Raw genomic sequence first — 14,512 nt, forward strand, 5'->3', positions numbered from 1 at the left:
TTTGCAATTTAGAACCCGTGCTTGGGCAAGGGTACATAGGTATTATCATTGGGCATCATGGGAAAGGTTCTGTTCGCCCAAGCCGATCTTGCGGCATTGATTTTTTCTTTACCGGAGGAAACAAAATTCCAATAGATATGTCTTTCCTCAGGAAAGGCTTGTCCACCAAACAACAACAAATGCGAATTCGGGGCTACGACAATATTACAGGTGTCTTCAACCTTGCTCACCAGAATGTTGCCTTTCCCCACTTGTTCTCCGCAGGCTTCAATGCTTCCCTTATCAATGCAAATTCCAATTTCTCCCTTAAGCTTTCCATTTACATTCAATTCAAATGCTTCTTTGGTCTTTATTTCCACCATAAACAAGGGGGAATAGGTGGGCACTGGCGACTTTCTGTTATAGCCCTCCCCTGCAACCAAAGTGAATTCTGCAGAGCCTTCCGTCCATTTGGGAAGTTCATTATTGGGAATATGATGAAAAACGGGATCCATATCCTCCAAATGTTGGGGCAAAGCCACCCAAATCTGATATCCTTGGGCCAAAAAAGTGTTTCCATTTCTAAGATGCGAAGGAGTACGCTCCGTGTGCGACACCCCGCTTCCTGCAGTCATCCAATTGACCGAACCTGGTTGAATCAGCTGTTCTGTACCTATACTATCCCGATGCATGACTTCCCCATCAAAAAGATAGGTCAAGGTGGAAAGCCCTATATGCGGATGCTGGTCCACATCCATATATTTGGTTGGTCCAAGCGTTGTAGGCCCCATATGATCAATAAAAATAAAGGGGCCAATCATTCTTTTCTTGCGAAATGGTATTAATCTCCCCACCAAAAAGTCGCCAATATCACGACTTCTTTCTTCAATGATCATCCCTATGTTGGACATATAGTAAATGTTTATATTTAGTTCCAGAAATTTACGATAAATCTCAATCATGAAACTACTTAAGCGCATTTTGATACTGCTACTCCTAATGATCGGCGTAGTTGTATACCTCAATTATCCCAAATTGAACATTATCTCTGGTTATGCATCCAAGAATATGGCATCCAGTGTGTTTGTGGCTGAAAGGTCTGCTGCCTCCATTACTCAAAACGACAACAATGTACCCCTGATCAAATTGGCCAATACGGAGGTGGACACGCAGGAAAAATCTGCCAGTTCTTCGGTATATGGGCTAATGGAGCGCAAATCTGTGTACAGGGAAGGCTTGGGCACAGTCTTGGTAAATGATGACTATGACCCGAACGCCTCCAACTTCAAACCCACCAGAACACAACCACAGGATACCATTCCTTATCCTTATGGGCAGGCAGCTCCGTTAGATTCAGTTTTTGCTGAAATTAACCAGGACCAGCTCAACCAAGCAATAGCGATGGCCTTTGGTGATCCCGAGGTTCAAAAAACAAGAACGTTGCTGATTCTCTACAAAGGGCATTTGATTGCCGAAAAGTATGTAGAGGGTTTTACAAAGGACACTCCAATTTTAGGATGGTCCATGACCAAGAGCGTGCTGGCCACTTGCTACGGAGTTTTAGAACATCAGGGGAAATTGGAAATGGCTTGGCCTGCTCCCATAACAGAATGGGAAAAGGACAATCGCAAAGAAATTACCTTAAACCATCTGATGCGGATGCAAAGTGGATTGGAATGGGACGAGGATTACTCCAAAATTTCTGACGTAACCAAAATGTTGTTCTTGGAAAGTGATATGACCTTGGCCCAACGAGAAAAACCTTTGGTTGCTCCACCTACAGAGGTTTGGAATTATTCTTCAGGGACTTCCAACCTACTCTCAGGGATTTTGCGCCAACAATTTAGAAGCCATCAAGAGTACCTGAACTTTCCCTACGAAGCCTTTATAGACAAAATTGGGATGCACTCCATGGTCTTGGAAGCTGATATTGCCGGGAACTACGTCGGTTCATCCTATTCCTGGGCCAATACCAGGGACTGGGGTCGGTTTGGCCAATTGTATTTGGACAGGGGGCATTGGAATGGTGAGCAAATTTTTGATGAAGGGTGGGTGGATTACATCACCAAACCCACTATACATTCTGAAGATCAGTACGGAGCGCATTTTTGGTTGAATGCTGGAGGGAAGTATCCCGATGTACCCAGGGATCTGTTTTCCTGTAATGGATATCAAGGGCAATATGTATTTATGATTCCATCCAAAGACCTTGTTGTTGTTCGCACTGGCCTGGCAGAAGAGCCAGAGTTTGATGTTAATGGTTTTCTTTCCGCTGTCGTAAAAAGCGTGCAGTAAATCGAGGAAATGTGCTAAAAAGACAGGCTAACCACAACAAAAGGGCACTTCACAACAATAATTTCCTTTACGGGAACACTGGTGGTACATTTACCATGTAATAATTACGTAAGTAAATTTTTTCATTTTCATATAGTGTTCTCGTAAAAGAGTCTTGACCCAAGTGGCAAGGCTCTTTTTAGTTTTATACACTACCTCCTTACACAACAGAATTTGCCTTACTCATAAGCTTTGCAAGCAAAACCATTGGATCTTTAAGGAAATACCGAATGGGCGTATGGTTCCAGATGTGTCTAAATGCCAAAACGGTCAAAGGCTTTTTCCTCATTTTGAACTTAAATCCCCGAAGATTATAGTAATTCATTTCGCTATATTGCTTTTCACCCAGATCATTGCCCAAGGCCGACTGAATTGCAAGGTTTGGAAAATTGACACCAGCGCGCAAAGACGCCAATAAGGTTGACCAATAGCGCCCATTGACCTCAATGACCAAGATTCTGTCGTTTGAAGTGTCATATCTCAAGTCTATTTGGGCAACCCCATTCCAATGCAATGATTTCATTAAACTTGAAACCACGGATAAAACTTCTGGGTCATGCATTATTTGTATCCCATTGGGCGGTGCAAAATTGCGTTTGTCCCCCAGAATATCTCTTTGAATGGTATGCGCAATTATTTCGCCCTCCTTGCATAGCACCCCACAGCCAATATCATATCCAGCTATGTACTCCTGAAACAAAAACTCCCCACTATCTTTGGTTTCTTGTTTACATAGCTTTTGCAGCGCTCCCTTTTCCTTTAAAAGCACAATCCCCTTCCCCATCCCGGTTTCTGTTACCTCATGTGGCTTAAACAAGAGTGGAAAACGCAAATTTTCATAATCGGGCAATTTACAATCTGAGGTTGCATAGGAAAGAGGTGCAGGTATGTTATGGTCCTCCAGATGCTTGGCAAAGGCAATTTTATTGGTGACCGTACTTATGGAGTTTGCTGGGGGTAAATCAACAATTTTTACATTCTTGGGCAAATGCTGTTCATTCGAGGATAAAAAGTGAATTAAACCTTCCTGTATGGGAAGAATGATATCAATTCCCAGCTTTTCACAAAGGTCATTTATTTTTTGCAGAAGCTCTTCTTTCGTTGTTTCTGAAGAACATATGGTTACGCTCTTGATGAAGCGGGAATGCTTATAAAACTGTTTTTTTTCATGGACTATAATATGGATTTCAATACCCTTGGATTGAGCTAGGCAATACAAGATTCTATCAAAGACCCCTGCTTCGGCATCAGGAATTAAAACCGCTGTCTTTTTCTTCATAAAGATTTTTGGGTAGTAGGTCTACGGAATCCAATTATTCTTACCAAATTTGGGCTTTCGTTTTTCCAAAAACGCGTTTCTACCCTCTTTGGCCTCTTCTGTCATATAGGCCAAACGAGTGGCTTCCCCAGCAAATACTTGTTGTCCAACCATGCCATCATCCGTTAGGTTCATGGCAAATTTGAGCATTTTAATAGATGTTGGGGACTTGGCCAAAACCTCCTGGGCCCACTCATAGGCAGTGGATTCCAATTCATCATGCGGAACAACTGCATTTACCATTCCCATTTCATAAGCTTCCTGTGCGGAATAGTTTCTTCCTAAAAAGAATATCTCACGGGCCTTTTTCTGGCCTACCATTTTGGCCAAATAAGCTGAACCATAACCTCCGTCAAAGCTGGTCACATCAGCATCGGTTTGTTTAAAAATGGCATGTTCCTTACTGGCCAAGCTCATATCGCAGACCACATGAAGACTGTGTCCCCCACCAACGGCCCAACCAGGTACCACTGCGATTACCACCTTGGGCATAAAACGAATAAGCCGTTGTACTTCCAAGATGTTCAATCTGTGATATCCATCTTCACCAACGTATCCTTGATGCCCCCGTGCTTTTTGATCACCACCGCTGCAAAATGCCCATTTTCCATCCTTGGTTGACGGACCTTCCGCAGAAAGTAGTACAACGCCAATGGAGGTGTCTTCTTGCGCATCATAAAATGCTTGGTACAGCTCACTAGTAGTCTTGGGCCTAAAGGCATTCCTAACATTGGGGCGGTTAAAGGCGATACGGGCCACGCCATCGCACTTTTTATAGGTTATATCTTCAAATTCAATGGCCGTCTGCCAATTAGGTGTATTCATCATTCAATAAAGATTTGCCCAAAGATAAATAGATTGGACATATTGATAGTGGTCGTCGCATTTCATCGAGATCTTTGGCTTCTTTAAAATATGAATTGATAGAATCCGTTGCTATAGGTAAAGGAACACTTATGAACACCCCAAAATCTTATTTCGCCTTTACCCTTTTCTTTATGCTTTCCGTTCTTGTTATTTCCTGTAGTACGGAGGAAGTGATGCCCGATACGGAAGCAGAAAATGAAATGACGGACACCTCTGGTGAGAACAATGAAAATACGGACGACCCAGATGATTCGGATAGCTCGGAAGAACCTGAGGCTCCATCTACCCTGACCTTGGAAGATGGTTTCACCATTGATGAAGCCTACCAATTCACTAATTTGATTCTTTCCGAAAGTGAATACAACAAATTTCTGGTGGATGAGGGCGATATGCGAATGGTGACCAATAAGGTTTATGAATATTTTAATGATGACTTTGATTTTATCATCATCCTTAATGTAGAGGACTCCCAGCCCAACAACCTGTACTATGGATTGTCAACACCCGCCCAAAACGATATTGAGGGATTGGGTAGGGACATTTGGGACAACACTGCTGCCTTTGGGTCTTCGGGAAAGTTAAAGACCGTTATTCACATGCCGCGAGCGGAATATATAAGAAATGGCCCATTCTTGCATGAAATCCAACATTATTGGACCAACCACGGGATCATTCCCACTGCTGCAGGAGGACATTGGGGATACTCCAATGTGGGTGGCCAATTGGGAGGTTTTGAAGAAATTGAGGACTTGGGCAACGGCAGATATCGCGGAAGTGTGGGAGGCGAAGTAGGCTTTGGCACGGTGGCCAACGGTGGAAATTCCGTACCCTATGCCAATTTGGAACTATATGCCATGGGGCTCATTGGTCCTGACGAATTGGAGTCCGTTATAGTAGCTGAAAATCCAGCTTCAACTGGGGAATTTGGGGTTTTTACCGCAGATGCCCTAACCACCTACACCGCTTCCAATATCATAGCTGAACATGGAGATCGTGTTCCGTCCTACGGTAATGCCCAAACCGAGTTTAAAGCGCTTGTGGTTGTACTGTCTACTGGAGCAGTGCCGCAAGATACCTGGGATACCTTGAATTCCAATTTGGAGAATTTTGCCAAGCAAGGGAATCCGGCTTCTTCATGGGGGAACCTTTATAACTTTTGGACCGCTACAGGAGGTAGGGCTTCCTTTAGTTTTGAGATAGTTGGTGGGAATATAAAATAATTGGGACCTAATCACTTTTAGAATGTTATTGGCTTTTGGATTGGTGTAAAATTTCTGATCTTAGCACACCATGAAAGCTATTGTTCAAACTTCTTATGGTCATCCAGAAAGAGTACTTCAACTACAGGAAGTGCAGACCCCGCTACCCAAAGCAAATGAGGTTCAAATCAACATAAAAGCCACCACCATCAATGACTATGATTGGGCCGTGGCCACGGGCAAACCCTATTTGTACCGTCTGATGTTCGGCCTGTTCAAACCCAAAAAGAGTATTCCAGGAATGGAATTGGCGGGTGTGGTTTCCAAAGTTGGAGAGCAAGTAAAAGACCTTAAAATTGGAGATAGGGTTTTTGGAGACATTTCAGAACATAATTTCGGGAGTTTTGCCGAATACATCTGCCTTTCTCCGGATGCAATCAGGAAAATGCCTATCAATATGGATTTTGGGCAAGCTTCTGCCCTCCCCCATGCCTCCTTGTTGGCCTTACAGGCCTTTGACAAGGTAAACTTAAAAGAACGTCAGAAAGTGTTAATCAATGGCGGTGGCGGTGGGGTTGGCACTCTTGGACTTCAATTGGCCAAACTTAAAAACTGCGAAGTTACGGGCGTGGATTCCAGCGATAAATTGGAAGCCATGCTACAACTAGGGTTTGATCATGTCTTGGATTACCAAAAAGAAAACTTTACCAAAACAGGAAGCCGTTACGATGTTATTCTAGACTGTAAAACACACCAGTCTGCATTCGCGTATAGAAGAGCGTTAAATCCCAACGGAAAATACATTTCCATTGGCGGCAAGTTGGGTCGTCTTGTTCACCTGCTAATTTTGGGAGGGGTTTTATCCAAACTAGGTCCAAAAAAATATCAGATATTGGCCCTCAAAGCCAATTTGGGATTGGAACGTATTGCAGAACTATATGTTCAAAACAAACTAAAACCAACCATTGATGGACCGTATTCCCTTGTGGACATCCCAAGGTTGGTCCAATATTTTGGCGAAGGAAAACATAAAGGGAAAATTGTGATCGATCTAGTTTAGCTGAGTCTCAAGTTTCGGTCAAGATTCAAAAATCTCCGAAGGATTTTTAAAACTTTTAAATTCAACCATAAAACCGTTGGGGTCAAGAACAAAAAAAGAAAGGTGTTCTCCCTTTTTTTCCTGCATAAAAGTAGCCTCTGTAGTTACCTCCAAATCCATTTGAAACAAGCGGGCATATAGTTTTCCCCATATATCAACGGAGACTATTACCCCAAAATGGAAAGAGGGCAAAACATAATCATCCAGTTTGTAGTTCTTAAAATCAAAATTAAAATCACCCGTTTGTGTAAAGGTCAGTTGATTCCCGAAAAGATTTATGTCCAACCAATTCTCGGTACTGCGTCCAATTTCGGCTCCAATGGTTTCAACATAAAAGGTCTTGGTCTCTTCTATACTTTTACATGGCAATGCGAGATGAAATTTTGTGTCCATATTTTACATGATTTTGAAAGTTATCCGCTACATTTTTAAAATAGGTCTTTACCGCCAATTGGTCCGATCTATCCATATGCTCCAAAGCTTTTTTCCAATTCAACCAGAGAACTTTTTTGAATTTTTCCTTTTCCTTGACATTTATTGCCATAGGCTCCATATGTATGTAGTAATAGTTCCGGTTAATAAATTCTTCGGTACTGCTTTTAACAAGGGATAGAAAAAATGTGCAATTCAAATCGACAATATCCAGTTCTATTTCCTCTTTGGTTTCTCTTATGAGCGCCTGTATTTCGGTTTCTGAATTTTTTTTGATTCCCCCGGGCAGGGTATATTTCCTTTTTTTTCCAACTTTTTGCAACACCATCACTTTTGACTGGTGAATCGCCAACAAACGCGATTTTACCACTTTGGACTTCTTCATGCAGTTCTTATTCTTCTTCAAACGCATTGGATTCGTCCACCCCTAAGGCATCTTCATTGGTTGTGTCCATTTCGAAATCCTCCATGGCCATGGTTAAACGTTGGCTTACTTTTACCAAATAGGTGGTATCCTCAGTTTGCACTTCAATGCATTCTACCCAATCGCCATTTGAATTTCGGAAACTTATAATGTCCCTGTCACCGTATCCGTCCGGATACTTTTCCACCAGTAAATTCAGTAGTGACTCATTTAATTTTTTATAATCTACAATTACTCTTTTCATCTTTTGGTCTGGTTTGTTGGTTTCTACATGTTCAATACATAAGCGAAAATCAATGGGGCCACTATGGTCGCATCGGATTCAATGATAAACTTTGGAGTATCTATACCCAATTTGCCCCATGTTATCTTCTCATTGGGCACTGCACCTGAATAGGAGCCGTAACTTGTTGTTGAATCACTTATTTGGCAGAAATAGCTCCAAAATGGTGTATCTTCCTCTTCCATATCCTGATATAGCATGGGCACCACACATATCGGAAAATCCCCTGCTATTCCGCCACCAATCTGAAAAAATCCAATTCCCTTTTTGCTATTATTTCGATACCAATCCGCCAAATAGGCCATGTACTCAATACCAGATTTAATGGTACTGGCTTTAAGCTCACCTTTCATGACATAGCTGGTGAATATATTCCCCATTGTACTATCCTCCCATCCCGGAACCACAATAGGCAGATTGGCCTGGGCCGCTGCATACATCCAAGAGTCCTTAACATCAATTTCATAATGGTTCTCCAAGACGCCCGACAGCAATAAACGATACATGAACTCATGAGGGAAAAGCCGTTCCCCGTTTTCGTCTGCCTGTTTCCATAATTGAAAAATGTGTTTTTGCAAGCGCCTAAACGCCTCCTCTTCCGGAATACAGGTATCGGTAACCCGATTAAGGCCTTTCTCAAGCAGGTTCCATTCATCTTGAGGGGTCAAATCCCGATAATTGGGCACTCTTTTGTAATGGGAATGGGCAACAAGATTCATGACATCCTCTTCCAAATTGGCGCCCGTACAGGATATAATGTCCACCTTTTCTGTGCGTATCATCTCCGAGAACGTTTTCCCCAACTCAGCGGTGCTCATTGCCCCTGCCAACGAAACCAGCATTTTGGCTTCCTTATTCAATTGTTCTTTATATCCTTTAGCGGCATCTACAAGGGCTGCCGCATTGAAATGCAAAAAGTATTTGTCCAAAAAACGGGATATTTCTCCCTGATCAGTATTCATAATCCTCCTCCTTTCTCTCCATTTCTTCAAAATTGCCCAATGGGCGATATTCCCTTTCCGTTAGGCCATGTTCATTCAGAAACTTGTAGCTCAGCATTTTATAGTAAAGTTTAGCCGCCAAAAAATCAGAAGAGCGTTCCTGTTTATTGGGACATAGTTCCACAATATCAAACCCTACTACTTCGGTTTCTTCAAAAACCCTTTTTAGAAAATCAAGCGTTTCATACCAAAACAATCCTCCTGGTTCCGGTGTTCCTGTAGATGGCAAAATGGATGGATCCAGCGCGTCCAGATCAAAAGTGATGTACACATGCTTGGTCAATGATTCCAAAACCTTGTCAACCCAAAACTCATCCGTTACCATGTCATGGGCAAAAAAGACATTCTCCTGGTTCATTACAGAAAGTTCCGAACTGTCCATGCTTCTAATACCCACCTGAATCAGATTAGTGGTTCTGGACGCTTCATACATGGCACATGCATGGTTATATCTGGAACCATTGTACTCCTTCCTTAAGTCGGCGTGGGCATCAATCTGGAGCACCGTTAGGTCATTGTAGGTTTCATTAAAGGCTTGGATAGCTCCAATAGAAATAGAATGTTCCCCACCAACCATGGTAACCATCTTTTTTCTAAAGAGAAAATCCTTGACCACACCGTGCACCCTTTTTACCATTTCATCCGGAGACTCAAAGTTTTCAAGTATTTCCGAAAGATAGATACCTTCCTTATAGACCTCGGTTTCCGTTTCTATATCGTACAATTCCATATTTTCTGAAGCTTCCAAAAAGGCTTCTGGCCCCTTATCTGCTCCTTTGCCCCATGTGCTTGTACCATCATAGGCCACTGGAATCAACACTACCTTGGACTTCTCCTGGGTAGCATAATTACTGGGAATTCCGGCATAGGTTCTTTTGTCCATCTTTTTAAGCATATTTGTAATTAGTGGCTCAATACCAGTTGTTCTTCATTTGACAGCCCATTTTCACTGACACCGTGCCGCTTGAATCCTAGGATGGTGAGAAAGTCGCCCGCCGTTTGCTCTTCATTAAATATTCGAGTTTCTATGTGGCCCTCAGAATTTTTATCTATCAGAATATGTTTGGGTTGGGGAATCAGGCAATGCTGAAGTCCACCAAATCCACCAATGCTTTCCTGATAAGCTCCAGTGTTGAAAAATGCTATATAAAGTGGTTTGTTCCTGTCATATCTGGGCAGGTAAATAGCGTTCATGTGCTGTTCCGAATTGTAATAATCGTCACTATCACAGGTAAGCCCACCCAATAACACTCTTTCATATTCGTCATTCCAACGGTTAACCGCCAGCATAATGAACCTTTTGCTAATGGCCCACGAATCTGGCAGGGTGGTGATAAATGAAGAGTTGATCATGTTCCACTTTTCCCGGTCATTTTGTTGCTTTTGATGTATGACCTCATAAATGGCACCTCCGCTTTCTCCAACAGTAAAGCTTCCAAACTCCGTGAAAATGTCAGGGACGTCCACTTGGGCTTCCTCACAGGCTTGTTTTATCTGAAGGACAATTTCATCCACCATATAGGCATAATCGTATTCAAAGGCCAAAGAGTTTTTAATGGGAAACCCTCCCCCAATATTTAAACTGTCCAAAGTGGGGCAGATTTTTTTAAGACTGATGTAAACCTTTAGGCATTTTAAGAGTTCATTCCAGTAATAGGCAGTATCCCTTATCCCAGTGTTGATAAAAAAGTGAAGCATCTTTAGTTCTACCCGTGGGTTGCCCTTGATGGATTGGTTATAAAATGGCACTATATTTTTATACCCAATACCAAGTCGAGAGGTATAGAACTCAAATTTGGGCTCTTCCTCAGAAGCTATTCTAAGACCCAACTTGAACTTGCCATCAATGGCTTTTTCCAGGAGCTGTAACTCTTCATAGTTGTCCAAAATTGGAATACAGTTGTCGTGACCATTATTAATAAGCCTCCCCATTTTTTGAACATATTGTCCCCTTTTGAATCCGTTGCAGAGTATAAAGGTAGAACTGGAAATTTTACCTTCACTTTTTAAATGTTCCACAATGTCAATGTCATAGGCAGAGGATGTCTCTATATGTACTTGATTTTTTAAAGCTTCATTAAGCACATGTTGAAAATGCGAGCTTTTGGTACAATAGGCATAATGGTAATTGCCTTTGTAGCCATATTTGGTCATGGCTTTGGCAAACCATTGTTTTGCTCGCCCAATATTTTCGGAAATTTTAGGGAGATAGGTAAATTTTAAAGGGGATCCATATCGCCTGGCAAGGGACATCAGGTCTACCCCTTGAAAAAATAAATTGTCATCCACAAGTTGGAATTCCTCTTGCGGAAAATCGTAAGTCTGTTCAATTAAGTCTAAATACTTCGTCTTCATTGGTAAATCGCATTAGTAAAAGGAAATCGGAAACAAAGTCCAATCCCTAAATGCGAATTACAAAATAACCTGTACCCCTTTGGCCGGCATTTCGCCAACTTAAAATTGAAGATGAAGAAAACATTTCAGAAGTCAGCCTAACTGTTCGGCGCCCTATCCCTAAGGCAGCTTTTTGGGTAGACTTCCTTATTCCCAAAAGCCCGAACTTGAAAAAAGTTTTCAAAACTCAAGGCAATGCGTCCTTAAATGGACTCATTAGTTCGGTAAACATAGAAAAAAAAATGATTACCAAATTATTTTTTGAACTATTTTCAGAAAAACTTGACTTCCATCAGGGAACGGGCGACCCCAACTTTTTCTTCTTCCATTTCATTCCAAATAACACACGCGTCAACATGGTATTTCGGATGATATAGTGGTACAATACCCATATGGCCCCCAAGCAAATCAGAATCAATAGTATTAGCTTAACGATTATAGGCAATTCCCATTGCAGAATATAATACCCGCTGGCAACTATCACGGCTTGGTGCATAATATAAAACGGATAGACCGCGGTGTTCAAATAGCTCAAATACTTGTTTTCAAAATTCAGGTATTTCATGGTATAGCCAATAGAAGCCAGAATAATGGTCCAGATATGAAAGCCATTCATCAACCCAAATGCATAAATCTGTTCTTGTTCTTGGGGTTTATTGTACTCCCAGTTCCAAAAATATTTCCAAATGAGAATTACGGCCAAAACTAAAGCGATTCGCACAAAAAACTTACGGTACTTTAAGCAGGTCTGCCAGAAGGTTTCCAAATTCCCCAAAACATATCCAAACAGGTAAAACGTGATGGATGAAACAAATACATACCAATCGTTAATGAGACTGCCCTGCTCTGGCCAATCTATATACAAGAGAAAAAAATACTGAACAAAAGGAAGCGCTAGTGCCAAATGGGCAATAGGGCTTTTAAAAAGTGCATTGAAAAAAGGTTTCAGGCGATCGAACCATTTTACCTTGGACATGGAAAAGATAGGCAGCAGCAGTATCGTAAAGACAAATAGATAGGCCACAAACCACATATGGCTCCAAGTAAAAGCCCCATCTGGATAGGGAACTATGTCATAGACGGTGGGGTAGAAATCCAGGAACCTCTCCTGAATCCTCCCTTTTTGCAACCACTCAAAGTAAACTTGAAAGGGAGTGATAAAAAAAATGGCAAAGGCCAACGGAATGAACAATCGAACAAAACGTTCTCCGATAAAAGCAGGGATTGACCTCTTTCGTAAAGAGAACCTTACACCTACTCCAGCTATAAAAAACAACAAAGGCAAACGCCATTGGTGCAGCCACCAAATAACACGGGTAATCCAAGGGGAAGTCTCTTTGTTATTGATTTCCCAAGTATAATGTTCCACAAAGGGTACGGCACAATGAAAAAGGATCAGTGTACCAAATGCCATGACCCGTAGCCAGTCTATGTAGTGCAGTCTTTTGACCATGTTGATTGGAATTGGTTCTATCTTGAAGACTGAAAAATCCGAGCTAAGGTTGCCTGAAGACATTAATATTGAGATAGATATACGCTTCCAATAAATTCAATTAGATTTGAATATGGGAAAACTCAAAGTCACCACCCACCCTGATTTTGAAAATAGAATCCAGAATTATCCTTTGGATATAAAGGAAAAAATGCAGGGGTTAAGAACCTTGGTAGTGGAAGCAGCAAGCGAGGTGGAAGGAATTACCCATTTGGAAGAAACCCTGAAGTGGGGCGAACCCAGTTTTGTGACGAAACAGGGAAGCACCCTTCGGATGGATTGGAAAACCAAGTCTCCGAATCAATATGCGTTTTACTTTCAATGTACCAGCAAATTGGTGCATACTTTCCGATTGGTTTTTGCCAATACCTTCGCATTTGAGGGCAATCGGGCTATTTTGTTGCCCATTGACGCCGCGCTACCTACCGAAGAATTAAAGGCTTGCATACAGGCTGCACTTAACTATCATAAAGTAAAGCATTTACCAACTCTAGGCCTTTAATCACCCAACTTAACGGGCTAAATATTAGTGTTTTGTCTACAAAATTTATTATCTTAGTAAGCAATCCCTTACAGTTCCCCTAGTTTTTAAACGTTTGGTCAGAATACCAGGCTTGTCGCTACTTCAGAGCACTTAAAAGGATGTCATGAAAAGGTTATTAAATGGCATGGGAACCCATAGGGCACTTTCATTATTGTTGGTGTACCTAGCCCTTTTTTGTCTGTCCTGTAAACCCGAGAAGAAAACATCTACCGATCCTGCAGAGATGGGAAAGGTGGTTGAGGTCATTACGGAGAACATGGATTTTCAAATGGCGGATACCATAAGCTCAGGATGGAACACTTTTCGGTATAAAAATTTATCCCCACAGACTCATTTTATCCTAGTGGACAAATATCCTCCAGGTAAAACAGCTGAGGATGCGGAAAAAGTGATAGGTCCCATATTTGATTCCGGGATGAAGCTTATCAATGAGGGCAAAACAGATGAGGCCATGGAGGCCTTTGGCCAATTACCGGAGTGGTTCAGTGAGGTTAAATTTCTTGGGGGCACGGGATTGTTATCACCTGGTAAAACTGCAGAGACAACACTCTATCTAGAGCCAGGCAATTACATTTTGGAGTGCTACGTAAAAATGGGCAACGGCATTTTCCATACCTCTATGGGCATGACCAAGGATTTGGTGGTCTCAGAGCAAAAATCGGGGAATCAGGAACTAAAGGCCAATATCAACTTAAGCATCTCCAGTACCACCGGTATTTTTACCAAGGATTCCATTGTGGGCGGACTCCAAACCTTTTCGGTACATTTTGTGGATCAGATTGTACATGAAAATTTTGTGGGTCACGACATTAATCTGGTTAAGCTTGGTGAAGATGCCAATATGGAAGAGCTGGAAAACTGGATGAACTGGGCCACTCCTACCGGACTCATGGAGCCAGCACCCAAGGGGCTCACTTTTATGGGCGGGGTAAACGATATGCCCGCTGGGCGTACGGGCTATTTTACCGTTCAATTAGACCCAGGTAGCTACGTACTTATCTCCGAAGTTCCCAATCCCACATCCAAGGGTTTGTTAAGAACTTTTGAAATCAAATAGACCTATTTTTAACGAGTACCAGATTCATTTTCTGCATAACATCTGATACTACTGCACCTGAGCGTGAACTTATTATATGTCCCCAATCC

General features: G+C 42.0%; 15 protein-coding genes. 5 read left to right on the top strand and 10 right to left on the bottom strand.

Annotation, left to right across the window (positions count from 1 at the left end):
* Window positions 1-8: 8 nt before the first annotated feature.
* Entirely contained in the window at window positions 9-890 is an 882-nt protein-coding gene (locus ACRHOZ_RS05950; protein WP_431123434.1) for a pirin family protein, read from the bottom strand.
* A gap of 49 nt (window positions 891-939) precedes the next feature.
* Here ACRHOZ_RS05950 and ACRHOZ_RS05955 point away from each other — a divergent pair, with 49 nt between their 5' ends.
* The gene (locus ACRHOZ_RS05955; RefSeq protein WP_431123437.1) at window positions 940-2,274 is read left to right on the top strand and encodes a serine hydrolase domain-containing protein; all 1,335 of its coding nucleotides are present in this window, start codon (window positions 940-942) and stop codon (window positions 2,272-2,274) included.
* Window positions 2,275-2,473: 199 nt separating this feature from the next.
* Here ACRHOZ_RS05955 and ACRHOZ_RS05960 read toward each other — a convergent pair whose 3' ends face one another.
* Together ACRHOZ_RS05960 and ACRHOZ_RS05965 are read right to left on the bottom strand one after the other, a co-directional pair.
* On the bottom strand, window positions 2,474-3,592 hold the full coding sequence (locus tag ACRHOZ_RS05960; RefSeq protein ID WP_431123440.1) for an ATP-grasp domain-containing protein: 1,119 nt from the start codon (window positions 3,590-3,592) through the stop codon (window positions 2,474-2,476).
* Between the two features lie 21 nt (window positions 3,593-3,613).
* The gene (locus tag ACRHOZ_RS05965) at window positions 3,614-4,456 is read right to left on the bottom strand and encodes a 1,4-dihydroxy-2-naphthoyl-CoA synthase (protein ID WP_431124618.1); all 843 of its coding nucleotides are present in this window, start codon (window positions 4,454-4,456) and stop codon (window positions 3,614-3,616) included.
* Window positions 4,457-4,551: 95 nt separating this feature from the next.
* Between ACRHOZ_RS05965 and ACRHOZ_RS05970 the strand changes: the two genes are divergently transcribed.
* A complete protein-coding gene (locus ACRHOZ_RS05970; protein ID WP_431123443.1) occupies window positions 4,552-5,718 on the top strand; it encodes a hypothetical protein in 1,167 nt (388 codons plus the stop codon).
* A gap of 70 nt (window positions 5,719-5,788) precedes the next feature.
* Complete coding sequence (locus tag ACRHOZ_RS05975) at window positions 5,789-6,757, top strand: NAD(P)-dependent alcohol dehydrogenase (protein ID WP_431123446.1); 969 nt, start codon at window positions 5,789-5,791, stop codon at window positions 6,755-6,757.
* Between the two features lie 18 nt (window positions 6,758-6,775).
* Here the strand turns inward: ACRHOZ_RS05975 and ACRHOZ_RS05980 are convergent, their stop codons facing one another.
* From ACRHOZ_RS05980 to ACRHOZ_RS06010, 7 genes are all read right to left on the bottom strand, one after another.
* Entirely contained in the window at window positions 6,776-7,189 is a 414-nt protein-coding gene (locus ACRHOZ_RS05980; RefSeq protein WP_431123449.1) for a VOC family protein, read from the bottom strand.
* A complete protein-coding gene (locus tag ACRHOZ_RS05985) occupies window positions 7,155-7,613 on the bottom strand; it encodes an NUDIX domain-containing protein (protein ID WP_431123452.1) in 459 nt (152 codons plus the stop codon). The genes ACRHOZ_RS05980 and ACRHOZ_RS05985 overlap by 35 nt, the downstream gene beginning before the upstream one ends.
* Window positions 7,614-7,620: 7 nt before the next feature.
* Window positions 7,621-7,896: a hypothetical protein gene (locus ACRHOZ_RS05990; protein WP_431123455.1), complete on the bottom strand. Its 276-nt coding sequence runs from the start codon at window positions 7,894-7,896 to the stop codon at window positions 7,621-7,623.
* A gap of 23 nt (window positions 7,897-7,919) precedes the next feature.
* Window positions 7,920-8,897: a deoxyhypusine synthase family protein gene (locus tag ACRHOZ_RS05995; RefSeq protein WP_431123458.1), complete on the bottom strand. Its 978-nt coding sequence runs from the start codon at window positions 8,895-8,897 to the stop codon at window positions 7,920-7,922.
* Window positions 8,887-9,831 carry an agmatinase gene (speB, locus tag ACRHOZ_RS06000; RefSeq protein ID WP_431123461.1) on the bottom strand — a complete coding sequence of 315 codons (945 nt, stop codon included), beginning with the start codon at window positions 9,829-9,831 and terminating at the stop codon, window positions 8,887-8,889. The genes ACRHOZ_RS05995 and speB overlap by 11 nt, the downstream gene beginning before the upstream one ends.
* Before the next feature lie 8 nt (window positions 9,832-9,839).
* Window positions 9,840-11,291, bottom strand: coding sequence for an arginine decarboxylase (locus ACRHOZ_RS06005; protein WP_431123464.1), 1,452 nt, complete (start codon window positions 11,289-11,291; stop codon window positions 9,840-9,842).
* Window positions 11,292-11,622: 331 nt separating this feature from the next.
* Window positions 11,623-12,846 carry an acyltransferase family protein gene (locus ACRHOZ_RS06010; protein ID WP_431123467.1) on the bottom strand — a complete coding sequence of 408 codons (1,224 nt, stop codon included), beginning with the start codon at window positions 12,844-12,846 and terminating at the stop codon, window positions 11,623-11,625.
* A 49-nt stretch (window positions 12,847-12,895) separates the two neighbouring features.
* On the opposite strand from ACRHOZ_RS06010, the gene ACRHOZ_RS06015 reads away from it, so the two are divergent.
* Window positions 12,896-13,324, top strand: coding sequence for a DUF1801 domain-containing protein (locus ACRHOZ_RS06015; RefSeq protein ID WP_431123469.1), 429 nt, complete (start codon window positions 12,896-12,898; stop codon window positions 13,322-13,324).
* A 145-nt stretch (window positions 13,325-13,469) separates the two neighbouring features.
* Entirely contained in the window at window positions 13,470-14,423 is a 954-nt protein-coding gene (locus ACRHOZ_RS06020; protein ID WP_431123472.1) for a hypothetical protein, read from the top strand.
* Window positions 14,424-14,512: the final 89 nt, after the last annotated feature.

The sequence above is a fragment of the Flagellimonas flava genome (assembly GCF_050617915.1).
Taxonomy (GTDB): domain Bacteria; phylum Bacteroidota; class Bacteroidia; order Flavobacteriales; family Flavobacteriaceae; genus Flagellimonas; species Flagellimonas flava_A.